This window comes from Pseudomonas fragi (assembly GCF_025426255.1).
In the GTDB taxonomy this organism is placed as follows: domain Bacteria; phylum Pseudomonadota; class Gammaproteobacteria; order Pseudomonadales; family Pseudomonadaceae; genus Aquipseudomonas; species Aquipseudomonas kulmbachensis.
Window position 1 is genome coordinate 1008810 of record NZ_CP104861.1, and the last position, 25209, is coordinate 1034018.

Annotated in this window: 18 protein-coding genes; 5 read left to right on the forward strand and 13 right to left on the reverse strand. The window is 57.9% G+C overall.

Annotated features, from left to right (window positions below):
- Positions 1-10: 10 nt before the first annotated feature.
- Positions 11-523, forward strand: coding sequence for a GNAT family N-acetyltransferase (locus N7D90_RS04780; RefSeq protein WP_261741109.1), 513 nt, complete (start codon positions 11-13; stop codon positions 521-523).
- Positions 524-710: 187 nt separating this feature from the next.
- Here N7D90_RS04780 and metR read toward each other — a convergent pair whose 3' ends face one another.
- Positions 711-1628, reverse strand: a complete 918-nt coding sequence (metR, locus tag N7D90_RS04785; RefSeq protein WP_016779668.1) for a transcriptional regulator MetR — start codon at positions 1626-1628, stop codon at positions 711-713.
- Between the two features lie 107 nt (positions 1629-1735).
- On the opposite strand from metR, the gene metE reads away from it, so the two are divergent.
- The 3 genes from metE to N7D90_RS04800 all read left to right on the forward strand — a co-directional run bounded on the left by metE (position 1736) and on the right by N7D90_RS04800 (position 11296).
- Positions 1736-4048: a 5-methyltetrahydropteroyltriglutamate--homocysteine S-methyltransferase gene (gene metE / locus N7D90_RS04790; protein WP_261741110.1), complete on the forward strand. Its 2313-nt coding sequence runs from the start codon at positions 1736-1738 to the stop codon at positions 4046-4048.
- A gap of 329 nt (positions 4049-4377) precedes the next feature.
- Positions 4378-7233 (forward strand): Tc toxin subunit A, encoded by a 2856-nt coding sequence (locus N7D90_RS04795; protein WP_261741111.1) that lies wholly within the window; start codon positions 4378-4380, stop codon positions 7231-7233.
- 16 nt (positions 7234-7249) lie between these two features.
- Complete coding sequence (locus tag N7D90_RS04800) at positions 7250-11296, forward strand: neuraminidase-like domain-containing protein (RefSeq protein WP_261741112.1); 4047 nt, start codon at positions 7250-7252, stop codon at positions 11294-11296.
- A gap of 70 nt (positions 11297-11366) precedes the next feature.
- Here the strand turns inward: N7D90_RS04800 and N7D90_RS04805 are convergent, their stop codons facing one another.
- The 6 genes from N7D90_RS04805 to N7D90_RS04830 are packed head-to-tail and all read right to left on the reverse strand — an operon-like array spanning position 11367 to position 18600.
- Positions 11367-12758: a sigma-54-dependent transcriptional regulator gene (locus tag N7D90_RS04805; RefSeq protein ID WP_261741113.1), complete on the reverse strand. Its 1392-nt coding sequence runs from the start codon at positions 12756-12758 to the stop codon at positions 11367-11369.
- On the reverse strand, positions 12755-14515 hold the full coding sequence (locus N7D90_RS04810; RefSeq protein WP_261741114.1) for a sensor histidine kinase: 1761 nt from the start codon (positions 14513-14515) through the stop codon (positions 12755-12757). Before N7D90_RS04810 ends, N7D90_RS04805 begins: the two co-directional genes overlap by 4 nt.
- Positions 14515-15639, reverse strand: coding sequence for a GNAT family N-acetyltransferase (locus tag N7D90_RS04815; RefSeq protein WP_261741115.1), 1125 nt, complete (start codon positions 15637-15639; stop codon positions 14515-14517). The genes N7D90_RS04810 and N7D90_RS04815 overlap by 1 nt, the downstream gene beginning before the upstream one ends.
- Before the next feature lie 15 nt (positions 15640-15654).
- Entirely contained in the window at positions 15655-16521 is an 867-nt protein-coding gene (locus N7D90_RS04820) for an alpha/beta hydrolase (RefSeq protein ID WP_261741116.1), read from the reverse strand.
- Positions 16518-17912, reverse strand: a complete 1395-nt coding sequence (locus N7D90_RS04825) for an aspartate aminotransferase family protein (protein WP_261741117.1) — start codon at positions 17910-17912, stop codon at positions 16518-16520. The genes N7D90_RS04820 and N7D90_RS04825 overlap by 4 nt, the downstream gene beginning before the upstream one ends.
- On the reverse strand, positions 17905-18600 hold the full coding sequence (locus N7D90_RS04830; protein WP_261741118.1) for an MtnX-like HAD-IB family phosphatase: 696 nt from the start codon (positions 18598-18600) through the stop codon (positions 17905-17907). The genes N7D90_RS04825 and N7D90_RS04830 overlap by 8 nt, the downstream gene beginning before the upstream one ends.
- A 227-nt stretch (positions 18601-18827) precedes the next feature.
- Here N7D90_RS04830 and N7D90_RS04835 point away from each other — a divergent pair, with 227 nt between their 5' ends.
- Positions 18828-19592 carry a MipA/OmpV family protein gene (locus N7D90_RS04835; RefSeq protein WP_261741119.1) on the forward strand — a complete coding sequence of 255 codons (765 nt, stop codon included), beginning with the start codon at positions 18828-18830 and terminating at the stop codon, positions 19590-19592.
- Between the two features lie 35 nt (positions 19593-19627).
- On the opposite strand, the gene N7D90_RS04840 is transcribed toward N7D90_RS04835, so the two are convergent.
- The 6 genes from N7D90_RS04840 to N7D90_RS04865 all read right to left on the reverse strand — a co-directional run bounded on the left by N7D90_RS04840 (position 19628) and on the right by N7D90_RS04865 (position 25085).
- A complete protein-coding gene (locus tag N7D90_RS04840; protein ID WP_261741120.1) occupies positions 19628-20047 on the reverse strand; it encodes a transporter in 420 nt (139 codons plus the stop codon).
- An 11-nt stretch (positions 20048-20058) separates the two neighbouring features.
- Positions 20059-20433: an EamA family transporter gene (locus N7D90_RS04845; RefSeq protein WP_261741121.1), complete on the reverse strand. Its 375-nt coding sequence runs from the start codon at positions 20431-20433 to the stop codon at positions 20059-20061.
- Entirely contained in the window at positions 20430-21350 is a 921-nt protein-coding gene (locus N7D90_RS04850; RefSeq protein WP_261741122.1) for an arginase, read from the reverse strand. The genes N7D90_RS04845 and N7D90_RS04850 overlap by 4 nt, the downstream gene beginning before the upstream one ends.
- Before the next feature lie 173 nt (positions 21351-21523).
- Positions 21524-21850 (reverse strand): GlpM family protein, encoded by a 327-nt coding sequence (locus N7D90_RS04855; protein WP_261742380.1) that lies wholly within the window; start codon positions 21848-21850, stop codon positions 21524-21526.
- A gap of 8 nt (positions 21851-21858) precedes the next feature.
- Entirely contained in the window at positions 21859-23136 is a 1278-nt protein-coding gene (locus N7D90_RS04860) for a sigma-54-dependent transcriptional regulator (protein WP_261742381.1), read from the reverse strand.
- Positions 23137-23180: 44 nt separating this feature from the next.
- Positions 23181-25085 (reverse strand): ATP-binding protein, encoded by a 1905-nt coding sequence (locus tag N7D90_RS04865; protein ID WP_261741123.1) that lies wholly within the window; start codon positions 25083-25085, stop codon positions 23181-23183.
- Positions 25086-25209: the final 124 nt, after the last annotated feature.

The window sequence follows — 25209 nt, forward strand, 5'->3', positions numbered from 1 at the left end:
TGGACCTGTAATGGCTATAGAACTGCTTGACCCCTCACATGCCAAGGCCTATCGCCAGTTGATGCTTGAGGCTTATGCGCTGCACCCGGAGGCATTTGTGTCCACCATAGCTCAGCGTGAGAAATTGCCGTTGAGCTGGTGGGAGGCGCAGCTGGATGATGAACTCAGTGCTCTGTTCGGCGCCTTTGTCGATTGCCGACTGGTGGGGATCGTCGGCCTGGCTTTTGAACCCTGGGAAGATGCCCGGCACAAGGCCACGCTGTTTGGCTTGTACGTCACCCAAGCCTTTCGCGGGCAAGGGTTGGGCGAACACCTGGTGCAAGCGGTGCTGTCACTGGCCGGGCAAGAGCCTGAAATCAAACTGATCCAACTCACCGTCAGTGCCAACAGCCCGGCCGCGCTGGCGTTGTACCAGCGCTGCGGGTTTGAGCAATCGGGGTTGGAAGACTGCGCGATCCGGGTGGGGGAGGAATATTACGACCGGGTGCATATGCGCCGGTTGGTAAATATTGAGGACAGCTGAAGTAGAGGGTGAACGGCCCGTAGCAGCTGTCGAAGGAACGAGGCTGCGTTCGGCTGCGCAGCAGTCGTAAAATCAGGTCATGCGTTTTTACAGAAAAACCGCATATTCAGGGTTTACGATCGCTTTGCAATCGGACGTAGCCTTCGGCAACTGCTACACGATTTTCTTGCAGATATGCACGGTTCTACTACCGAACCGCACTCACCCCATCCAGCGTCGAAAACGATGTGTCTTTGGCGGTCAGCAAAAAGTCGCGCATATACGGCGCATCCAGCATGTCAGCCCGGATCGCGGCGTAGAGCGTCGCAAACAATCCTTTCTCGCCCAGACGCTTGGCTTTTACATATCCGCGTGAGCTGTATTCATGCAACGCCCAGTGCGGCATCCCGCATACACCGCGGCCACTGGCTACGAGCTGCATCATCATTACTGTCAGTTCTGACGTGCGTACCTGCGCCGGTTCGACGTCGGCAGGTTCCAGGAAACGGGTGAAGATATCGAGTCGATCGCGTTCCACCGGGTAGGTGATCAGAATCTCGGTACTCAGATCCTCAGGCACGATAAACGGCTTGCTGGCCAATGGATGCTGATTGGCCACAGCCAACATGGCTTCGTAGGTAAATAGCGGCACATAGGTCAGGCCGGCAATTTCTTGCGGATCGGACGTTACCACCAAATCCAGATCACCCCGGGCCAGTGCCGGTAACGGTGCGAAGGCAAAACCGGACGCCAGGTCCAACTCGACTTCGGGCCAGGCATCACGGAACTGATCGATGGTCGGCATCAACCACTGGAAGCAGCTGTGGCACTCGATAGCCATGTGCAAACGCCCGGCCGTACCGCCGACCAAACGGGCGATATCACGCTCAGCACCGCGCAGCAGCGGCAGCATAGCGTCGGCCAGTTGCAGCAGGCGCAAGCCGCCGCTGGTGAAACGTACCGGTTTGGTTTTACGCACAAACAGCGGCATGCCCATGCGCTCTTCGAGCTCTTTGAACTGGTGGGATAAAGCGGACTGCGTCAGGTGCAGGCGTTCAGCCGCTTCGACCAGGCTGTCTGACTCGCGCAACGCGTGCAGGGTTTTGAGGTGACGAATTTCCAGCACAGTGGCTCCATGAGTAAATTTGATGATCAACACGAAAACGTTGAGTTTGTCTCATGTTGCAGTGAGTGTCGATAATTGTGCCATTACTTACACGAAGGAATGTCGTCATGGCCTTGGCCCACAATCTTGGTTTCCCCCGCATCGGTGCAGACCGCGAGCTGAAAAAAGCCCTTGAAGCCTACTGGAAGGGCGATATCGATCAGGCCGCGCTGGAAAACGTTGGCCGCCAATTGCGAGCCAAACACTGGCAGCTGCAAAAAGATGCAGGCATCGATTTGCTGCCCGTCGGTGACTTCGCCTGGTACGACCAGGTCCTGACCCACTCGCTGACTTTCGGCGTCATCCCTGAGCGTTTTGCCAGCACCCTGGACGAGCAGCGCCGTCCAACCCTGGACACTTTGTTCGGCATGGCGCGCGGCGCCAGCCAGAGCTGCTGCGGCGGCGAACACAGTAAAGGTCAGTACGCTCAGGAGCTGACCAAATGGTTCGATACCAACTATCACTATCTGGTGCCGGAATTCAGCCTGGACCAGCGCTTTGAACTGAGCTGGAACCAGTTATTTGAAGAAACTGGTGAAGCACTGGCGCTGGGCCATAAGGTCAAGCCTGTCATCATCGGCCCGCTAACCTACCTGTGGCTGGGCAAGGCCAAGGGCGACGAATTCAACAAGCTCGAGCTGCTGGAAAACCTGTTGCCGGTTTACGCTGAAATTCTTTCCCGCTTGGCTGAGCAGGGAGTGGAATGGGTTCAAATCGACGAGCCGATCCTGTCGCTCGACTTGCCGCAGGAGTGGAAAAACGCCTTTGAGCGCGCTTATCACATTCTTCAGTACTCGCCACTGAAGAAGCTGGTTGCCACCTACTTCAGCGGCCTGGAAGACAACCTCGGCCTGGCTGTCGGGCTGCCGGTAGATGGTTTGCACGTCGACCTGGTGCGTGCTCCCGACCAGTTGCATGCCATTCTGGATCGTCTGCCGACCTACAAAGTGCTGTCGCTGGGCCTGGTCAATGGGCGCAACGTATGGCGCTGTGATCTGGAAAACGCCCTGGCGCAATTGCAGGAAGCCGAAGAACGCTTTGGCGACAACCTGTGGGTTGCCGGTTCTTGCTCGCTGCTGCATAGCCCGGTGGATCTGGACCGCGAAACCAAATTGGATGCCGAACTCAAAAGCTGGCTGGCCTTTGCCAAGCAAAAGTGTGGCGAAATTGCCGTGCTGCGTGATGCGCTGAATATTGCGCAAGACCCCAAGATACAAGCAGCACTGGCTCAAAGCCGCGCCGTACAACAAAGTCGGGCCAATTCGCCGCGAATTCACAAGCCAGCAGTGCAGGCTCGTATCGAAGCGATTACCGAGGCTGACAGCCAGCGCCAGTCACCGTTTGCCACCCGTATTGAGTTGCAGCGCGCCCGACTGAATCTGCCAGCGTTTCCGACAACTACTATTGGCTCGTTCCCACAGACAACTTCAATTCGCCTGGCACGCCAGTCGTACAAACAAGGAAAACTGTCGGCCAGCGAATACACAGACGCCATGCACAGCGAGATCCGTAATGCCGTACAAGTCCAGGAGCGTTTGGGCCTGGACGTACTGGTACACGGCGAAGCCGAGCGCAATGACATGGTGGAATACTTCGCCGAGCAGTTGGATGGCTATGTATTCACCCAATATGGCTGGGTACAGAGTTACGGTTCGCGTTGTGTGAAACCGGCGATCATTTTCGGCGACCTGAGCCGTCCGCAAGCCATGACCGTGGAGTGGATAAAATACGCTCAGGGCCTGACCGACAAGGTGATGAAGGGCATGCTGACCGGCCCGGTGACGATGCTGATGTGGTCGTTCCCGCGCGAAGATGTATCGCGCAAGGTTCAGGCGCAGCAATTGGCACTGGCGATCCGCGATGAAGTGGTGGACCTGGAACAAGCCGGGATCAAGATCGTGCAGATCGACGAAGCGGCTTTCCGCGAAGGCTTGCCGTTGCGTCGTGCACAGTGGCAGGAGTATCTGGACTGGGCAGTAGAAGCGTTCCGTCTGTGTGCATCTGGCGTGGGTGATGAAACCCAGATCCACACCCACATGTGCTACAGCGAGTTCAACGATGTGATCAAGTCGATTGCCGAGATGGACGCCGACGTGATCACCATCGAAACCTCGCGCTCCGACATGGAGCTGCTGGATGCATTTGAAGCGTTCGACTATCCGAACGACATCGGTCCAGGTGTGTATGACATCCACTCGCCACGGGTGCCGGACACGGCCGAGATGGTCAAGTTGCTGAGTAAGGCCGCCAAACGTATTCCTGCCGAGCGTTTGTGGGTCAACCCCGACTGCGGTCTTAAAACCCGCGCCTGGGCCGAGACTGAAGCCGCATTGATCAACATGGTTGCGGCCGCACGGCAGTTGCGCGCCGAGGTGGCTTAAGCCCGTTTAAAGCATGGGGGGCGGAGCATCGCAATGATGTCCGGCCCCCGGTTTCGCTTTCGTTAACCGCTTCAATGGCAACACTTCCCCCCTCCAGGATCCCCATAGCCTGGCGTCAGAAAACCAAATACCACGTGCCAACCATTCTGATGAATGGCTGCTTGCTCTGTTACTTCTGACAGTAGGCAGGCCACGTCTCAAAGCGCGTAATTAATCCCAATAGAGTCAGTTATCAGGCTCATAAACACCGGTTTTCCGGCCATGCGTTGGCCGACAGCCGGGGATGGTTCCTGCCAGTGCGGATACGCAATCCGCTTGAGGTTATGGTCATGGCGAGCAAAAAATCTTCAGGGAAATCTGAAACCGGGAAAGGCGTCGGCAAGGCAGCCAATAAAGAACAGGTCGCCATCACCAGGCAATCGTTTACCGACCCACCGCAGGATGAAGAGCCTGCACCAGAGGTCATTGTCATTGGGGATGAACCACCGCTGGATGATAAGCCCGCGCAAGGCGACGAGCCTGCGCCAGACCTCGAGTCTGAAAGCGATATCGCGGCCCGCGAATCCTTGGTGGTGTTGCACGAGCAGCTCACGAGTCTTGGTTTTAGCTCCGTGTTCGACGTGGTACGTGATGGCCGTACAGAGGTCCTGACGAAAGTAAAACAGTTATCGAAGCTTGTAGATAACGGCCCGACTGAGGCGTTTTATGAACAAGCCCAAGCCCGTGCCGCCAGCCTGACCCGGCGTTATGCACAGCTCTGTGCACGCGGTGAGCCGGCCTTGCATGCGGTACTCAAGCTTGAGGCGCCCGAAGATCGCTCCTGGATGTTGCGATCGCTCAGTAGTGGCGGCAATTACGCCAGTTGGTTTGTGCAAACCAATAGCGGTGGGTTCTCCCATCCTGACTCGGCAGGCTCATTGTTTTCCCCGGCCAGCTATCTGACTGACCTGTATCGGGCTGCCAAGCCGCTCCATCCGGTCAGCAACGGCCTGCAACTGAACCAGCGGCGGCCTGACCTGGGCCAGTTGACGCTTAGCGATGCCAACCTCAATGAAGAAGTCAGCACCCTGGCGCTGACCCTGGAAGTGTTGGAGGCGGGTATTACAGGCGATGTGGACGAGGTACTACGTACTGCCCTGTACCCGATGAACCTGCCTTACAACCATGCCAGCGAACAGATACTGCAAGGTATGGCAGCCAGCAAAAGCAGCCCGGCCGAACTCTGGTCGGTGTTGAAGGATTACGAAGGTCAGGCACTGACGCGCGAAACCGATCTGCGCAGTTGGGCGAACAAGATGCCAGCGGCCTATGCGCGCGATGCGTTGGGTATGTCTCCGGAGTTGGCAGGCATCATGACTGAGGCCAGAAACACCACCGATGCCTCGGTCGCCCGATATTTTGGTTACAGCTCGTTCGGTCAAATGCAGTATTCATCGAGCCTGCAAACTGCACTCCAATTGCCAGAGGAAACCATCGTCCTGGCGCTGGGAGGCGGGCCTTTTTACAACCTGTCGTCGCGGGATATCGTTCCGACCCAGACCTACGGCGCCCGCTATCTCAATGGCTGGTCAGACGGTACGCAAAACCCGGCCAAACCACTCTATTGGTATGTCGGTGCCGCCCTCGGTCAGCCCGTGCCTCAGCCAGCCAACAGTCCGTCCAACAGTGGTCTGTATAACCGTAATGGCCGCGCCTTCGAGCGCCTGAACCGCATCTTTCGCTTGCAACAGCATGTGAAACAACTGTCTTTCGAGGAACTGGACTGGCTGATCTGCCAGGCCAGCGATGATCTCAGCGCTCACCCCCTGACCCAGGCCTTGCAGGCGCTGGCGGTCTATATGCCGTTACGCCAGCGCTATGGCATGACGGTCGACAGTTTTGGCGCCTGTCTGCACCTGCTCAATACCTTCCATGCTGGTGGCAAGCCCTCGTTCTACAGCGCCTTGTTTGGCGAGGCTGAACTGATCGGTTCAAGCAATATCGACTTCCAGCAAACAACCCTCAGTCAAACTTCACTGCGTGCCAGGGCCAGCCTGTGTCAGGGCCTGAAGGTAGACGATGCAACCCTCACTTTGCTGGCGCAGTACCTGCCAGGCCTAAGCGCCAATGGTGTGTTACCGGAGTTGGGGCTGGAGCAGATTTCTGCGTTGTACCGGCTCGTAGCGATACCTCGGCTGTTTGGCCTGAGCGTGGCCCAGGCCTTGCATTTATGGGACTTGCTGGCCGCGCCCGAGGCAGTTGTCCGCGCCCTGGCTCAACCCAAACCCAACCAGGTCGCGCAGGGGGTGCTGATACGCACTGGTTATCTGGTCGACTGGATGCACGCCGCACAGCTGGATCCGGAGCAGCTTATCGCGCTGACCAGTCGCCGCTATCCGGCCCAGAGCACACCCGAACTGCAAACCTTTATTGAAAACATCTACAGCACACTGGCTGGTCGTACCGCTGCAGAGGCGGCAGATGGCGAGGTATTACGGGCGCAATTGGCGCGCCATATCGGCGCCGAATTCAACCTGAAACCCAATATCGCCACTGCCGTAATGGCTTGGGCCGACGCTGCGGCCAAGGACATGGCTTCCACACTGGAGGGTTATGGCCTGCTGAACTTCTGGGCCGATATCGAACGCGTCTGTCAGGGCATTACCACGTTGGACGACGTATCCCGTGCCGTGCAGTACGCCTACTTGTTACGCCAGTTCGTCCAGGTCTGCCATTGGGCCCAGCTTGGCGAGCAGGATTTGCAGGTGTTGATGCCTGCGGGGGCGGGCCAGCCTTCAGCGCTGACCGGCGCACTGACGGCCCCTCAATTGACATTGGATGTGCTGCTGCTGTTGTCACGTTATCGCAGTTGGCAGCGGCGGCTGACCGGCACAGTGGCCGAGGCCCGTGGTTTTATCCTGCGTGCTGCTGCGCAGGATCCGGCACTGACGCTGCAGGTCGCCGCGAAACAGCTCAGCGACCTGCATGGCTGGGACCTGACGCAAACCCTGGTGTTGATGAATGACGCCGTGCCACGCAACTTTGTGGCATTGCTGCCGCTACTGCAAAAAACGCAGTTCTGCCAACGGCTTGGGTTGTCGCCTACGGATTTGCAGTGGGTCGGCAAACTGACTGAAACCGCCACAGTTGATCAGGCCACGCTCACTTTGATAGCCGCCAAAGTTATCGCAGCCGCACGCGGCTAACCCGGGAGAAAATGTGATGAACGAGAAATTAATGGCCGGTCTGAACGAATCCCGGCGTGATGCAATGGTGCCGTATTACCTCAAGTATGTGATCCCCGCGCGTAATCTTGGCACGTTGGCTGAGAAGATCACCACCGCGGAAGATCTGTACGAATACCTGCTGCTTGATCCGAAGGTGTCCGGGCAGATCAAGACCAGCCGTATTGCCGAAGCCGTGGCCAGTACCCAGCTGTATCTGCACCGCTGTCGTGAACAGTTGGAGCCAAATACCAACATGGTCGCGATGCAAGACGCTTCGCGCGACAACGGCTATTTCAGTCGCTGGAACGCTTACAACAAACGCTATGCTACCTGGGCCGGTCTGCAGCGGCTGTTGTACTACCCGGCCAGTTATATTGATCCCGAACTGCGTTACAGCAAGACTCAGTTATTCAAGGAACTGGAGTCAGCCATCAATCAGGGCCGTATTACCGAAGAGCGCGTCGAACAGGCCTTTACCCAGTACGTGAGCGGCCTGCGCACTGTGCTCGATATCCGTTATGACAGTGGTTATCAGGTAGAACCAGCCAGCGAGAAGGGGGCGGCGTATTTCTGCGGCAGCATACCCGGAACAACGGGTGAGTATTACTGGCGCCGAACGGATTACACCGACTTTGGCACAAACGCTAAAGTACGCAATGCAGCCTCCTGGAGTGAATGGCTGAAGATTGATGCGCCGTTGCAGCCGATACCAGGCACCACACCGTCGATTGTGTTCTTTGCCAATCGCTTGCATGTGTTGTGTGTGCATCAATATAACGGTGGTGTTACTGCAGTCGGTACCCAAGGCGACACCGAATTGAATATGCTGCAGGAATTGCAGATTGCCACACTAAGGCCCAGTGGGCAGTGGAGCTTGCGTAGTTGGCCTCTCAGTAATAGTCCTAGAGACGTTTTTGCGGCTGAACTGCGTGATGCCGAGGGAGAAATTGAGCCGGTATTGGGGGTGTTTTTTTATACTTCTGAGGGGCTTAGTCTATATCGCTTCAGTAAAATTCTACAGTTGATTGATGCACCAGGAACGGCGGTGAGCTGTTTGTTTATTTACGCGGATAAGACTTTTCCCGACTATCACGATATACCTGTGCGACAACCGCTACTTTCACAAGCGCCAACGTCTCCTTTCGACTACTCGATGACGAGTACTTTTAGTTATGAACAGGTGGACGGTAACTTATATTGCAGATTTACAAATGTAAGGTTTATCAAGAATGGCAGTTCACTAAGTATTTCCATCGAGGCAGAAGATAAATTCGGACACGGTGGAGCTATATCCATTATGTTGTATCAGGCTGGAGTGATATTGGAGCGATTTGGCTTTAATATGTCTGGGACGACGAAAAAGACATATGTGATTAATACACCTTTTTCATTTGATGACTTTGTAAAAGACGCTTCAACACGTGTAGATTTTATAAAGGGGGCGGTGACGAGACCAATCCCCCTGCAAAGGAGTAGTCCAGGAGAACCCTTAACATTAAAAAATTTCAGCTCTTCTTCCTCTCTGTGGATACCTACCGCCCGCGACAGCGCAGGCCGTACACAAATGCTGTACACCAAACCTGGCAATGCCAGCGAGTACGTGCTCACCACGTTGGCTGGGCCGCTGCTGGAACAAAAAATGCTGGAGGACGTGCAGGCACTGCTGTCGTGGGATGTGCAACAGACCAAGGTCGATCCCAGTGGATATAACGGTAGCAATATTTCTCGAATTACCAGTTTCGAAGGGGGAGTTGGGCTCTATACGTGGGAGTTGTTCTTTCATGCCCCATTTCTGATTGCCAATCGTCTGCTGGCCGAGCAGCGTTTTGATGAGGCCGATCTCTGGTTCAAGCGCATTTTTGATCCGGCGGGTTATCGAGACTCAAAAGGTGTATTGCAAACAGAGAACTCCAAGCCGCGCTACTGGAATGTACGACCGCTGCAAGAGGATGTCACTTGGGGCTCTGCGGCGCCGATCGATACCGACGATCCGGACGTGATCGCCACGGCCGATCCGATGAACTACAAACTGGCGGTTTTTTTGCGTGGGCTGGAGCTGTTGGCTGCCCGGGGTGACCAGCTGTATCGCCAGCAAACTCGCGATAGCTTGAGCGAGGCCAAGATGTGGTACATGCAGGCCTTGCAATTGCTCGGTACACGCCCGGTATTGCCGCTGGCCCTGGCCTGGGATGCGCCGACGCTGGAGGCCGCCAGCAGTAGCAACAATCTGCGCCTGCTGGAGCTGGAAACCCTGGTCGAGGAGCGACAGGCGCTGCTGGCACCTGCTTCGCTGCGACAGGTCGTGGTAGCCAATGGGCCGTTTCGGCCACCGGTCGATACCGCGGTGCTGGCTTACTGGGATCGCTTCGAGGGGCGTCTGTATAACCTGCGTCGGCACCTGTCCATCGATGGTCAGCCGCTGTCGTTGGCATTGTTCGAACCTGCGGCGGACCCGCGTTCGCTACAGCTTGCTCGTCAGGCCGGTGACGGTGCCGGTGGCCTCCAGGCCGGATCGGCCCCGGCACTGTGGCCGCAACGCTTTATGGTGCTGCTGGATCGGGCGCGCAATGCTGTGCAGCAGGTGGTTCAGTTTGGCGCCAACCTGCAAGGTGTACTGGAACGGCGGGACGCCGATGCCTTGAGCGTCTTGCAACAAACCCAGCAGGGCGGCTTGCTGGCCCTGATGCGCGAAGCCCATATGGCCAATCAGGCTTCGTTGCAACATACCTTGAGCGGGCTGGAAGGTAGTCAGGCAGCGATCCTGGCGCGTCAGCAACATTATGATGCGCTGTTCGAGGAAAATATTTCCGAACGTGAGCAGCATGCGATGGACTTGCGCAGCGACGCTAACTACCTGGATTACACGGCAGGAGCCTTACGCTTGGTTGCCGGGGGCCTTAATGCCCTGCCGACCATGGCAATGGCGGGTGCGGGAGCCGGAGTCGCTTTTGCCTTTGGGATGGGGGGCGCCGGCTGGGGCAAACTGGGCAGCGTTGTTGACGCCAGCAGTGATGTACTGCGCCTGGCGTCCGGGATCATGCAGGGCGAAGCCGCCAAGGTGGATGTTTCCGAGCAATACCGTCGTCGGCGTCAAGACTGGGACTTGCAGCGTGACCAGGCGCGGCGTGAGGGTGAAGTGATCACGAGCCAGATCGATGCCCTCAAGGAACAGATCACGATGGCCGAAAAACAACGCCAGCAGACCGAAATGGAGCAGGCCAATAACGACGTGGTGCTGGAAATGCTGGGCACCCGTTTTACCGGCAAGGCCCTGTTCAACTGGCAGGCTGCTCGACTATCGACGCTGTATTACCAACTATACGACTCAGTGTCTTCGCTGTGCGCGCAGACCCAAGCCAGCCTGCACTGGGAAACCCGCGACAAGCGCAATTACCTGCGCCCCGGTAACTGGAGCGATCTGTATCAGGGCCTGCTGGCCGGCGAGAGCCAGTTGCTGAGCCTGCAACAGATGGAAGCGGCTTACCTGAGCTGGGACCAGCGTACGCTGCAGGTACGTAAAACCGCTTCGCTGCGCACTCTGGACGCCACGCTGATCAACCGGATCAAGCAACTGCTTGCGCCTGACAGTCTGGTCAACGTGGACCTCGACACTACCCAATCGAAAGTACAGGTGGCGCTCGACAGCAACAGTAACCTGAGCCTGAGCTTCAAGCTTGATGACTTGAACATTTTGGGTGATTACCCATCAAGCCTTAACCTGGGCAGCAGTCGCCTGATCAAGACCTTTAGCGTGACGCTACCGGCTTTGTTGGGCCCGTATGAGAACGTGCAGGCCTTGTTGCGCTATGACAGTAGCCAGCCGTTGGCCAATGGCTGCAAGGCCGTGGCGTTGTCCCATGGGCTGGATGACAGCGGGCAGTTTCAGCTGGACTTCAATGATGGCAAGTACCTGCCGTTTGAAGGCTTATCGGTCGAGACAGGCTCATTCTCATTGGTGTTTCCAAATGCTCAACGCGGCCAGCAGGCGATGTTGCTGAGTTTGAACGACATCATTTTGCATGTCGGTTACACGATCCGGTAATCGCATAGCAGTGAAGATACAAATCTGTAGCCGCTGGCGCAGTCGGTGCCAGCGGCTACTTTTTTGGACGTTACCTGACGATTTTATCGACATGGATATCGAGTTTTTTCAGGCGATACCAGAAGCTGCGCTCTGAAATACCGATCAACTGCGCAGCAGCAGCCTGCACGCCTTGGGCTTGCTGTAGTGCGGCAAGGATGTAGGTTTTCTCGACTTCAGCGAGGGCTGCTTCCAGATCGGGCGGTACGCTCGGCCCTGGCGTGAGCAGCGCGTTGCTTTGGCCGGGTTGGGCACTGAACAGGTAGGGCGGCAGGTCGCTGTCCTGGATGGTGTTGCTGCTGGCCACGATGGTGGCGCGTTCGACGCAGTTCTGCAGCTCGCGAATGTTGCCCGGCCAGCCGTACTCGGCCATTGCCTGCAAGGCGCTGGGGCTGAAGCCGGTTATCCGTTTACCTGCCGTGGCACCCAGAATATGGGCAAAGTGCCGTGCCAGCGGGGTGATGTCTTCCACGCGTTCGCGCAAGGCGGGCAGCGGGATCGGAAACACATTCAGGCGGTAGTACAAGTCTTCGCGAAACTCTTTGTTGGCCACGGCCTCCAGCAAGTTCTTGTTGGTGGCCGCAATCACCCGCACATCGACCTTGCGCTCTCGCGGATCACCTACCGGTTCAATCACCCGCTCTTGCAAGGCCCGCAAGATCTTGGCTTGCAACGCCAAGGGCATATCGCCCACTTCATCGAGAAACAACGTGCCTTTGTCTGCCTGCATAAAGCGTCCGACGCGATCCGCCACGGCACCGGTAAACGCACCTTTGCGGTGGCCGAACATCTCGCTTTCAAGCAGCCCTTCAGGAATGGCCGCACAGTTGACCGCGACAAAAGGTTTGTCTGCGCGGCTACCGTGTTTATGAATGGCGCGGGCGACCATCTCTTTGCCAGTGCCGCTTTCGCCGGTCAGCAGGATGGTGGCGTTGCTGTCCCGAACCGAGTCGATGGCCTGCAGCACCCGACGAAAACTGGGGCTGTCGCCAATCAGGCTGTCGATGTGCTGGTGCTCGTCCAGTTCGGCGCGCATGCGGGCGTTGTCGCGCAGGATGTCGCGAAATTGCAGGGCCTTACTGACCGTAATATCCAGTTCGTCGATATCAAAGGGTTTGGCGATGTAGTCGTAGGCGCCGTTACGCATGGACTGTACGGCGTTTTTCACCGTGCTGTAGGCGGTCATTACGATTACTGGCAGATGCGGGTAGTGCAGTTTGACCTCGGCCAGTAACTGCGGCCCGTCCATACCGGGCATGCGCCAGTCGCTGATCACCAGGTCGATGTCTTCCTGTTCCAGAATCGCCAGCGCCTGCAGGCCGTTGCCTGCAGTGAAGACCTGTATTTGGTTTTGACTCAGTGCCGAGCTGAGCAGGTCGCAGAGTTTGGGTTCGTCATCGACCACCAGCACGTTATGACTCATGTCTCATCCCCTCCGTGGGCCGGAATGTACAGATTGAAAGTGGCACCGGCGTCTTTTTCGCTGATGCATTCGATGCGTCCATCGTGGCTGTCCATGATCGAAAAGACCTTGGCCAGACCCAAACCGGTGCCTGAGGCTTTGGTCGTCACAAAGGGCGTGAAAATACGTTCGAGCATGTCGGATGCTATCCCTTCGCCAGTGTCGGCAATACCAATCACGGTGTACTCGTTTTCGCGGGCAATGCGCACGGTCAGGCAGCCCCCTGTGGGCATGGCATCTATGGCGTTGATGATCAGGTTCAAGCACGCCTGTTTCAATTGCCCGGCATCGGCATACAGGGTTGCGTCTGGCGCCTGATCGTCGATGCGGGTATCAATGTTGTGGCTTTCCAGTTCCGGCTTGCAGAAACCCAGAATCTCTTCAACCAAAGGCCGCGCAGCCTGTTGTGCGCGGACGGGGGCGCTGGGTTTGGCGAAGTCGAGAAATTCGGTGATCAGGTCATTGATCCGGGTGACTTCGCTGACCACGTATTCCAGATGGCGCTTGTCGGTCTCGCCCAGGTCGGCGCGGCGGTGCAGCAGTTGGGTCGCGGTCTTGATAATGCCCAGCGGATTGCGAATTTCGTGCGCCAGGCCCATGGCCACTTCGCCCAGGGCATGCAGGCGGTCGCGACGGCGCAGTTGGGCTTCGAGATGGTGCAGTTGGCCCAGGCGGGCCGCCATGTGGTTGAAGGTGCTGCTCAGCTCGGCCAGTTCATCGTTACCCGATACGGCCACGCGCTGGTTGTAATCCCCGGCAGTCACGGCCCGTACACCCGCCGACAGGCCGCGCAGCGGGCGGGTAAGGCGCTCGGACACCAGCCAGCCTACGGTCAGCGATAGCAGCGAACCCAGCAGAAAAATCAGCGCGAACAGGTTGGTCTGGTTGAACAGCCCCACTAGGCTGGTATGACGCAGCAGACCGCTGTAGATCACGCCTTGCAGCTCACCGGTGTCGTTGAGAATCGGCCAGTACAAGCCGCTGTAACGGCTGGTGAATTGCTCGCTGGGTAATTTTGTTTCGCGCAAGGTCTGTTCAATGGCACGCGAGACGGTGGGCTGGCGGTCTTCAAAGCGTTGGCTGGAGAAGATTTCGGCGAACCCGACGGTGTTGTGCAGGTACAGGCGCAGATCAAGGGAATGCACCTCGGCGACGCTGGTCAGAAAGCTGCTGTCCAAGTAGGTGGCCACCAGCAATTGGTAGTCGACGCCGTCCTGGCTGGTAGGAAAAGTCGAAACTACGGTGCCGGTGGGTACTTGGCCTACGTTGATGGTTTGCAAAACCGCATTCGGCTCCAGACTGATCTGGCTGACGATGCTATCGCTGGCGGTGCTGAACACCACTTTATGGTCGCTGTCGCGAATCAACGCCACCACATCGATGCCCATCGCATCGGCGATGTCGGCAGTCAGTCGGTCATGGCGGATTGCTTTATTGGACGTTGGCGGATGGGTGTATTGCAAAAACAGCTTGGCGACCCTGGCATTGTCCGCAAGGATTTCGCTGATCTCGTCCTTGACGATCTTGGTCGACTCCTGCAACCAGACCCGCACGTTGCTATCGAAAATTTGCGACAGGGTAGTCGCGGCCAGTTCGGCGGCAATCATGGTCGGAATCACGCTGACCAGCCAAAAGGCCAGCACCAGCTTGCGCTGCACCGTCCAGCGCGACACTTTGAAGGGTTGAGGCTGGTTCGATTTGGCAGGCGTGCTGGGCATTAATACTCGCTTATCGCAGCCGCCAGGGCAGGGTCATGGCGGTCAGGGCGGATGAACAGTTTGACCATTTTGAGTACGTTGTTCAGCAGCCAGTTACGGTGGCGGAAAAACAGCATATTACTTTGAAAGGTACAGCCCAGACGAATCTTGCTGGCGTAGCCAGCCTGGCCGCATTCGTACAGTGCGATCTTGTGTCGAATGCAGTAATCGACGTTTACCAGCCAGCTTCTGAAGTACAGATTGTAGTCGCGGGTCAGCTCAAGGTCGTGGCCGAAAAACTTGTCGATCAGCCTGTTTTCGTCAATCAGTACCAGATTGAACGCCACCAGTTGCTCGTCGACCCAATACAGTACGCACAATGCCCGATCGCCGAGCTGTTGGAGAATACCCGTGAAATATGTCGGTGGTAAGCGCTCCAGTTGCAGATCACTGCGTTCCAGGCTGGCCTCGTACAAACGCATGACTTCGGGCAAAACGTCATCGATGGCGCTGCGCCATTCCACCCGTGGCCCTGGAGCGCGCAGCTTGCGGCGCATGTCTTTACGGGTGGACTTGCCCAGTGAGCCCAGATAACCCTCTACCGAGCCAAAGGGCACCGCCAGCATCGCGCTGGGCAGGCCGGGCATCGACTGAAAACCTGCAGTCTTGCAACTGTGTGCCCAGTCTTCGTCATGGCGAGGTACGTCCTTGACGGCGATCAGACCGATGCCCAGCCGAGCGGCGTCCTTCTGGGCCAGTGCCAGCAGTCGGGCGAGCAAGGCAGGGCGCAGCGCCCCCGGAATATGGCTGGCCATACCCGCGCTGCACTGTTCGGTCACCGGCGAGCCGATGGCGTACAGCTGCAGTTGCACCAGCCCCGGCAGCACCCGGTTGAGTGTTTCGGTGAAACGTTTACTGAGCCCTTGAACCGTGGTGTCGAGGCGATAGCAGGTCGTAAATGCAGTCGCCACGGCGATCAGGGTCTGGTCTTGGAATAGCGTCAGGTAACGCCATTCGAAGCCCTCGATGCTGGCCTCTTCAACCGCCACAATGTAGTCCCAATCCTCAAGGGCACCCGGAAAACAGTCATTCCAGGCCGCGCGGTCGATCGCCTGGATGGATGAAAAGGCTTGGGCAGTAATCATGAGACATCCTTTGGCTCAGGCCCGCTGTAAATGCTCTACAGGAGCCAGCGCAGCGATGCTGTTTTTCTTGATGAACGCGTCACTCAGTTCGATCACCCGGCGGTATTGCAGGTCGACAGTGATCATGTGATAGCAGTTGTCGAGCAGCACTTTGGTCACCTGCCCGCCCAGATGGCGCTCGACATAATCGGCGTTCCAGCGGCTGGTGATGTCGTCTTCGATGGAATGCACTACCAGCGCCTTGGTGGTGATCGACGGCATGCGTTGTTTCACCACGGCATTCATCCGGTGCAATTCGCGCACGGTGACGCCTTCCATCGTCAACAGTCCGGCATTACTGCTTTCGCCGGCTTTCATCTGACGCTCGACGATGGCGCGCAAACGCTCGTTTTTGATCCCGTAAGGCGGTTTTTCTTCAAAGCTGCACAGGCGTACGCCAAAGGGGATTTTCATCAGCAATGGGGTCAAAAAGGCCAGCTTGTTAATACTCCAGCCGTCGTAACGCAGGGTGGTGGAGTACATCAACAAACCGGCGATTTGGTCCGGGTGTTCGGAGGCGAGGTACATCGACATCACCGCCCCCATCGATAAACCGCCGACGAAAATCTGTTGGTGGCGCTGGCGGATGCCGACGAAGGTTTTGCGTACACCTTCGTACCAGTCCAGCCAGCCAGTGGCTTGCAGGTCGCTGTTGTCACCGCAGTGCCCGGCCAGGGTGGGCACGTACACCGTGCACGTCCCATCCTTGGCCAGGCCCTGGGCCACCCGACGCAACTCCGTCGGGGTGCCGGTGAGGCCGTGGATCAACAACACCGCGACCTCACCTGTGCCGAGAACGAAACCGGCGTCGCCTTCGCCCAGATCGATCTCTGGCGCGTTCACCGTTTCATGGCTCGGGCCAGCAGGCGGTCGAGCAGGGCGATACCCAGGTCGATTTCGGCGTAGCTGATTTCCAGCGACGGGGCCAGGGTGATCACGTTTTTGTAGTAGCCGCCCACGTCCAGAATCAGCCCCAGACGCTTGCCGTCGATTTCGATGTCGCCCTTCATGCCTTCTTCAACTATGAAGTCCAGGGTTGCCTTGTCCGGAGTGAAACCGTCCGGGCCGCAGATTTCGCAGCGCAGTGCCAGGCCCAGGCCGTCGACGTCGCCGATGATCGGGTAACGTTTTTGCAGGTCCTGCAGGCCGTCCAGGAAGTACTTGCCCTTGGCCATGACCATCGCGCCATAGTCGACTTCGCTGGTCATCTTGAACATCTCCAGACCTACCGCCGTGCCCAGCGGGTTGGAGGCGAAGGTGGAGTGAGTCGAGCCCGGAGGGAAGACTTTCGGGTTGATCAGCTCTTCACGGGCCCAGATGCCACCCAGCGGGTTGAGGCCGTTGGTCAGAGCCTTGCCGAACACGATTACATCGGGTTTGACGTCGAAGTGTTCAATCGACCACAGCTTGCCGGTGCGCCAGAAGCCCATCTGGATTTCGTCGACCACCATCAGGATGCCGTGTTGATCCAGTACTTGCTTGAGCTCACTGTAGAAGTTCATCGGTGGAATTACATAACCACCGGTGCCCTGGATCGGCTCGACGTAAAACGCTGCGTATTCGCACTGATTGGTTTTTGGGTCCCAAACGCCGTTGTATTCGGTCTCGAACAAACGAGCAAATTGCTGCACGCAGTGGCTGCCGTACTCTTCCTTGGTCATACCTTTAGGGCCGCGGAAGTGATACGGAAACGGGATGAAGTTGGCGCGCTCGCCAAAGTGACCATAGCGACGGCGGTAGCGGAAGCTGGAGGTGATCGACGAGGCGCCAAGGGTGCGGCCGTGGTAGCCACCTTCGAACGCAAACATCAGGCTTTTGCCGTTGCTGGCGTTACGCACCACTTTCAACGAGTCTTCGATGGACTGTGAACCGCCGACGTTGAAGTGCACGCGACCGTCGAGGCCGAACTTGTTTTTGGCATCCACCGCGATGCGTTCCGACAGTTCGATCTTGCCTTTGTGCAGGTATTGGCTGGCGATCTGCGGCAGGGTGTCGATCTGTTGCTTGAGCGCGTTGTTCAGGCGTGGGTTGGAGTAACCGAAGTTGACGGCCGAGTACCACATTTGCAGGTCGAGATAGGCCTGGTCTTCAGTGTCCCAGACGTAGGAGCCCTCACAACGGCTGAAAATACGCGGTGGTTCGATGTAGTGAACGGTGTCGCCGTACGAGCAGTACTTGGCTTCTTTATCCAGAAGAATCTGGTCTTCAGGCGTAGCGATTCGGATATCAGACATGATTGAAGAGTTCCTGCTGTTCACGAGAGTAATGGGGGGCGTTAGCGGCGTTGCTCGGCAATTTGGCGAGCAGGGCCGGCAGTTCGGCGAAAGAGTCGAAGCGGGCGTAGGGGATGCCGTTGCGTTCGCAATGTTCGGCCAGGCTGTCTTTGGCGAACACAAAATCGGCGCTGGAGGCCACGCACATGTCGGAGCGGCCATCACCGATCACCAGCACGCGCTTGCCGCTGGGAGTGGATTTACATTTGCAGTTGCCCGCGGCCGCACGGCAGGCGTCGCTGGAGTACGGGAAGTCGATGCGCCAGCTGTTCTGGTCGACCTGGCGCAGGCGGTTGGCAAGAATCGGCAACAGGCTCACGTAGTTGCGGGCCAGGATACGGGCGATGCCTTGTTCGATGCCGTCGCTGACCACTTCAAGAGTGGCGCCGAGGCCGATGACGTGGTCCACGAAATCGGGAAAGTCCGGGTCAATCTCAACCGTGTCGAAATAGGCCAGCAGTTCGGCTGGCGAGGCTTTGACCAGCGACAGCTGGCGGCTCAGGCATTCACGCGAACCAATCTCACCTTGCAACCATTGATCTTCGATCGCTTCCCAGCTGGGGTCGGCGAAGCGTTGAAGAATGTTGTCGATGACGTCGGTGCGGGTAATGGTCCCGTCGAAATCACACACAATATGCCATTGCATCATCTGCATTGTCCTGTTGAGTAGGTGCGCTTTTTGCGCTTGCTACAGGACATTGCATTGATTGTGCCAACCCGCGTAAGCCCAGCGGGCCGGTGCCCTTCGCAGATATGGCGGTGTGTTCAGGCTTTGCAGCTACAATTTTTGTAGCTTGCTACAAACAACATCAGTGCTTGCCTCTGCTGCTTGAAAAAGAGATTGATGCGCGTATGAACTTTAATGGAACTTTTGTCATGAAAACCTCCGGTTGTATTTTTTTGCTCCTCACTTTGCTAGGGGGTACTGCTGACGCGTACGCCGCAGACGGCCCGAGTGGAGAGGTGGGCGTGGGGGTTGGCTATCAGCCGTACGATCCGAGTGCCAGTCGCTATGAGACGGTGCCCTTGCCGTACTTTGATCTGGACTGGGGGGATGTCAGCCTCAATACCGATGACGGCCTGACCTGGAGCGCATTCAATGTCGATGGCTGGAGCGCGGGTCCGTTTATCAACTATCTTTCGGGACGTGATGCCGATGGTTCGTTGCGCGGTTTACGCGATGTGTCTGATATGGCTGAGCTTGGCGGCTTTGTGCAGTACAGCCCGGCCGAGTTCTGGCGAGTGTATGCGCAGTTGGGGCAGGCAGTGGGTGGCGGGGGCGGTCAGGGCGGCGTGTTGGGGCAGGTCGGCGGTGAGCTGGGGTATCCGCTGGGGCTGGGAATTATTGGCAGCAGCCAGTTGGCGGCGCACTTTGCGGATGCTCGACAGATGTCGACGTTCTTTGGTGTGAGTGACAGCGAGGCTCAGGCCTCCGGTATTTCGTCCTACAAGGCCAGTGGTGGATTTCAGAGCGTGACCCTGACCCAGAATTTTGACTTCCCGCTGGCTGAGCACTGGTCGCTGGTGGCCAGCGCCAGCTGGACTCATCTGCTGGGCTCGGCGGCACACAGCAGCATCGTCAGGGAACAGGGCGATGTGAATCAGGGGTCGGTGCAGACGGCGATCAGCTATAAGTTCTGACGTCTCCCAACCCCTGTAATGTATCGATGCAACTGTCAGTGTTCCGGCTCGCCGTCCGCCAGCACGGCAATCCCGGCAATAATCACCGCGACGCCGATCCAGTGCAACGTACTGATGTGTTCGCCCAAGCCTAGCCATGAGCCTAGTAAAACGCCGACAAACACCAGTGAACTCAAGGGGAATGCCAGCGACAGGCTGCTGCGGCGCAGGATCAGCATCCAGACGAAAAACGCGCCGATATAACAGGCAATCGCGATCCATACCCCGGGGTTGAGCATCACTGCGTGGAGCCATTGCAGAGTGAAGTCCATCTGTCCCAATTGATCACCACCGACTTTGGTGGCTATTTGCCCTGAGCTTTCGAGGGCGATCAACAATGCCCACAGCACAATCGTACCCAGGCGGCCATGCAGCCAGCCGTGGTCTGCCAGTTTCAGCGTGTCAGTATTTTCCATTGCTCAACTCCTCAAGCCCCGGCGATGCAGACGAGCATCACGCCAAGGGTAATCACCAAGGTGCCCATCCAGCGCCGACGGCTGACGTGTTCGCCAAGGAACACCTTACCGGCGAACACCGCTCCGCAATACGCCAGCGCCGCGGCCGGGAACAGCAGGCTTAGCGGTGCCCGCGAGAGGGCCTGGAGCCAGACGAAAAACTCGATCACGTAGGCGCCGATCCCGGCCCACAGCAGCGGTGCATTGAATACCTGGCCCCAGAACGCATTGAGGCGAAAGCCACCCTCCAGTTCAGGCAACCGGTCCAGGCCGATTTTGAAACACAGTTGGCCAATCACATCGAGCACGATGGAGAACGCCACCAAGGCAATCACGATCAAGGTCACGGAAACAGCTCCTCAAACAATTCGAGCAGCGCTGCATTGGTGATCGAGTTACGCAGCAAATCACTCTCGCTCCATCGCTCAGGTGCAGGCTGGTCGGACTTGGCCTCCCAACGTTTAAGCAAATTGTGGTGGGGCGCCTTGGCGAATTCGCCGCAGATGTCGATGCCCAGCACGCGTTTGCTGGTGGCGAGGGCGCGGATGGCCTGGAGCAAGTGGGTCAGGCGCATCCCGCCCTGGTCCCAGTTGGTGGCGGCGTCTTCACTGGCAAGCACGTCTTTGTCCACGGTGATCCAGATTGCTTCCGTGGGCAGGCTCTGGATCAGATTGTCGAGGAAGCTCGGCCAGTCCTGATCGGCGAGATTGCGCCAGTGCAGGTGGTTCTCGCGCTGTTCGTGTCCGGCGCCATCGCCGATCCTGCCCCAGACTTTGGTGGGGGCGTGTTGCCAGGGAAATAACTGCAAATCGCCACGGCGCAGAGCTCCCAGGTTGCCGCCCTTCAATTGCGGGTTTTGCAGGTCGTCACTGCATGGGCCGAGGGTGACGATGCGCTTGATGTTCGGCATTTTCAGCGCGCGATTGATCCACGAACCGCAGTGACGGCGGGGGGCAAAGCGTACCCAGTCGGGGTGGTTGTCGAAGTGGATCAGGGTTATGGGTTCGGGCAAGTTGCTGAGCAAGGCTGGTGTCAGGTGGTGATAGTCACCGGAGCCGACGAAGAACACTTCAGGCCGCTGTGTAGAGCGCTTTGGGCGCTGCTGCAGGCGCTGGGTGAAGCGTTGGTAATTGCGTTCGGTGGACCACAGACGCAATTGCGGGCCCAGTTCCAGCAAGTCCAAACGTGTCGCGCGACCATCGGCCAGGCGCTGCACAATGGGCTCTTGGGCGGTCAGGCTGTGATCAAGATCGAGAATATTCAACGTGTCATTTACCCCATTAAATCGCCGCCGATTGAGGCAGGGCGGGCTTCAGGGGGTAAATGCAAGGGGCGGGCCAATGTGGCGTTTAATCACGTGACCTGTGGGAGCGAGCCTGCTCGCGAAGATCTCAAGAACTCCTCGAGCAGGCTCGTCCCCACACATATAAAAGCGCGTTAGTGCAAGCGCACCCACACGCTGACCAGTACGGTCGCGGCCATCAGCCAGGCCACGGCTGCCAGCGCCAGTGACGCTTCAAGGCGCATGCGGTCGACCAACACATACAGCGTTGCAAGGTAGACGAAGTAGGGAATGATCGACCACATGCCGAAGACAATGGTGGTTTTCAGGTCGTCCACTGAACGGCCTTTGCCGACGATGTAATGCGCAATCAGGGCAAAGGTCGGGAACAAGGGAACCAAACCCGCGATGTAGTAGTTTTTGGTCTTGGCCAGCATCGCCAGAACGATTACTACGGCGGCGCCCAAAGCTGCTTTCAGAATCAGATCCATCAGTGCGCGAGCCCGTATTTTTTGACTTTGTCGAACAGGGTGGTCTTGGCCATCCCCAGTTCCAGGCTGGCCTGGGTCAGGTTACCGCCACTGCGTTGCAAAGCGTCATTGAGCAGGTTGCGTTCGAACGCTTCCACCGCCTCGGAGAACCCCAGCCCCTGTGCCGCGTTGCTCCCCGGCTTTTTAAACGCAGGCAGGCCCAGGGCGAAACGCTCGGCCACGTTGCGCAGCTCACGTACGTTGCCCGGCCAGTCATGGCTCATCAGGCTCGACAGGGTCTGGTTGTCCAGCTCGGGGGCCGTGCGGTCGAAACGCAGGGACGATTGCTGCAGGAAGTATTCGAACAATTGCAGGATATCTTCGCGACGTTCGCGCAATGGCGGCAGTTCGAGGGTCACTACGTTCAGCCGGTAATACAGGTCACTGCGAAACTGGCTGGCTTTGCTCAGTTGGTCGAGGTCGGATTTGGTGGCCGCGATCACTCGGCAATCGACATCAATGCTCTGGTTGGAACCCAGGCGCTCCAGCGTGCGCTCCTGCAACACCCGCAGCAGTTTTATCTGCAGGTTAAGCGGCATGCTTTCAACTTCATCGAGAAACAGTGTGCCGCCATGAGCGTGTTCGATTTTGCCGATGCGGCGTTTGCCTGCGCCGGTGAAGGCGTTGGCTTCGTGGCCGAAAATCTCGCTTTCAAACAGGTTTTCCGGCAAGCCGCCGCAGTTGAGGGCGACAAACTGTTGGGGCTGGCGTCGGCTGAAGTCGTGCAGGCAGCGGGCGACCAGTTCCTTGCCAGTACCGGTTTCGCCTTCAATCAACACGTTGGCAGATGTATCGGCGACGTTGGCGATCAGTTCGCGTAATTGCTGCATGGCTGGTGAGCGCCCGATGATGCGGCCCTCGAGCGAGTCGCGTTCGGCCAATTGGCGCCGCAGCGACCACACTTCTCGCGCCAGGCTGCGTTGCTCCAGTGCGCGGCGGGCCACGTCCACCAAGCGTTCGGGGGAAAAGGGTTTCTCCATAAAGTCATAGGCGCCGTCACGCATGGCACCCACCGCCATGGAAATATCACCATGACCGGTAATCAGTACCACCGGCAGGCTGCGGTCGCGGGCCTTGAGGCGCTTGAGCAGCTCGAGACCATCAATCCCAGGCAGACGAATGTCGCTGATGACTATGCCGGGGAAGTTATCGCCCACCAGAGCCAGCGCCTGTTCGGCAGTACTCACGCCTTCGCTGCGAATGTCTTCGAGTGCCAGCGCCTGTTGGCATCCGAGCAGGACATGGGGGTCGTCTTCAACAATCAGGACGGTCAGGTCGTTATTCATATCGGCTCGGCCTTAGCGGGTTGCACCAGCGGTAAAAGAAGGACAAATGCGACACCACCAATGGCCGGGAACTCAACGCTGAGGTTGCCGCCAGCGGCTGCGGCCAGACTGGCTGACAGGGTCAGGCCCAGGCCCAGGCCCTGCTCGCCGGGTTTGGTGGTGAAGAACGGTTCGAAGAGATGTTTGCGGGCTTCGGGGTCAATCCCGGGACCGTTATCACGTACGCGCAAACGGTATTTGTCGTCACTGAATTCGCCCGTCAGCCACAGCTGGGGCGGCGTTGGCTGCCCCTGCATGGCGTCCAGCGCGTTGCCGATCAGGTTAACCAGAATTTGTTCCAGTCGGGTTTGATCGATCTTCAGCAGTTCATCATTGAGGTCACGATGCAGTTGCACCCCCGACTCTTCCATACGGTTGGCGAGCAATTGCAGAGCTGCGTCGACGGCCTTGCCCAGGCTGGCCTGGCCATGATCATCGCCACGGCGGGCGAACGAGCGCAGGTTGGCGGTAATGCGCCCCATGCGGTCGACCAGATTGTTGATAGTGCCGAGGTTGTCTGCGGCGACCTTGAGATCTCCGCGCTCAAGAAAGCGCACGGTGTTGCCCGACAGTGTGCGCAGGGCCGCTAACGGCTGATTCAGCTCGTGGGCAATGCTGGTCGACATCTGTCCGATGGCCGCCAATTTACCTGCCTGTACCAGTTCATCCTGGGCTCGGCGCAAGGTGTCTTCGGCCTGACGGCGCTCGCGAATCTGACCTTTGAGCCGTTCGTTGCTGGCCCGCAGGTGGGTGGTGCGTTCAGTGATCTTGCGTTCCAGCTGGTTGTTGGCTTCTTGCAGGGCTTCACGTGCGGCCAGGCGGGTGGCGATTACTTTGCGCCGCTCATTCCAGGCAATCAGCAAAAAGGCCAGCAGGGCAAACGCCACTGCTACCAGCATTCCCTGATTCGCCGCTTCACGGCGCAGGTCTTGCAGTGGTGTAAGCAGAGTAATGTCCCAAGGCGTGTCGTTGAGCCTGCGGGTTTGCGCCAGGTAGCTGACTTCCTGATGATCGGTGACGACTTCGCTGTTGTTGGCAAAGGTGACTTTCTCGACCCCTTCGGCCAGGCTCTCGCGCTCCAGTGGTTGCAGCTCGTTGAGCGGCCACCAGTAGTATTGAAGGCTGCGCGCCAGCCGCTCCTTGGTGTCGGCGCTGAGTGGGCGAATTGACTTGAGCCGTCTGCTCGGATCGCTGGACAGAATGATGATGCCATTCTCGTCGCTTACATAGGCTTCGAGGCGGGCGCGTTGCCAGCGCTCTTCAAGGGCTTCGAGACGGACCTTGATCACGGCTACGCCAATGATTTTGCCTTGCTCTTCAAGGCCGTGAGCCAGGTAGTAACCCGGCTCGCCAGAGGTGCTGCCGATGCCATAAAAGCGCCCCGGCTGACCGCGCACGGCGTCCTGGAAGTAAGCACGAAAAGACAGGTCTTCCCCAAGGTAGCTGTCGGTATCACGCCAGTTGCTGGTGGCCATCACACGGCCGGTGGTATCGAGTACATAGATAGCCCGGCTGCGGCTGCGGCGGTTCAGGCCTTCGAGGTACTGATTGACGGTGACCCGGTTTTGCGCGCTCGGGTCGGCCAGCAATTGAGAAACGCTGGACTCCAGTTCCAGCAGGCTGGGCAGGTAAGTGTATTTGCCCAGCTCACTTTCGACGGTGCGGGCGTGGAGTTCAAGCTGGCGTTCGCCGGTTTCGCTGAGGGTGCGGATGCCGAAATGTTCGCTGATGCGATAGCCGGCGTAACCCAGGCCAATCGTCAGCAGGATGATCAGCAGCGGCAACAGAAAGTGACGGAGCAGACGAGGTTTCACGGCAAGTGAGGGCGGAGCACCGCGATAAAGAATGGGGTCGCATTTCATCACAGATGCCTTGTCGCGATAAGAGGCACGCGAAAACTGTAGCCGCTGCCGCAGGCTGCGATGGGCTGCGATGCAGCCCTGCTTTGTTTAAAAGCGAAGCCCCTTCGGAGCTTGTCGCAGCCTG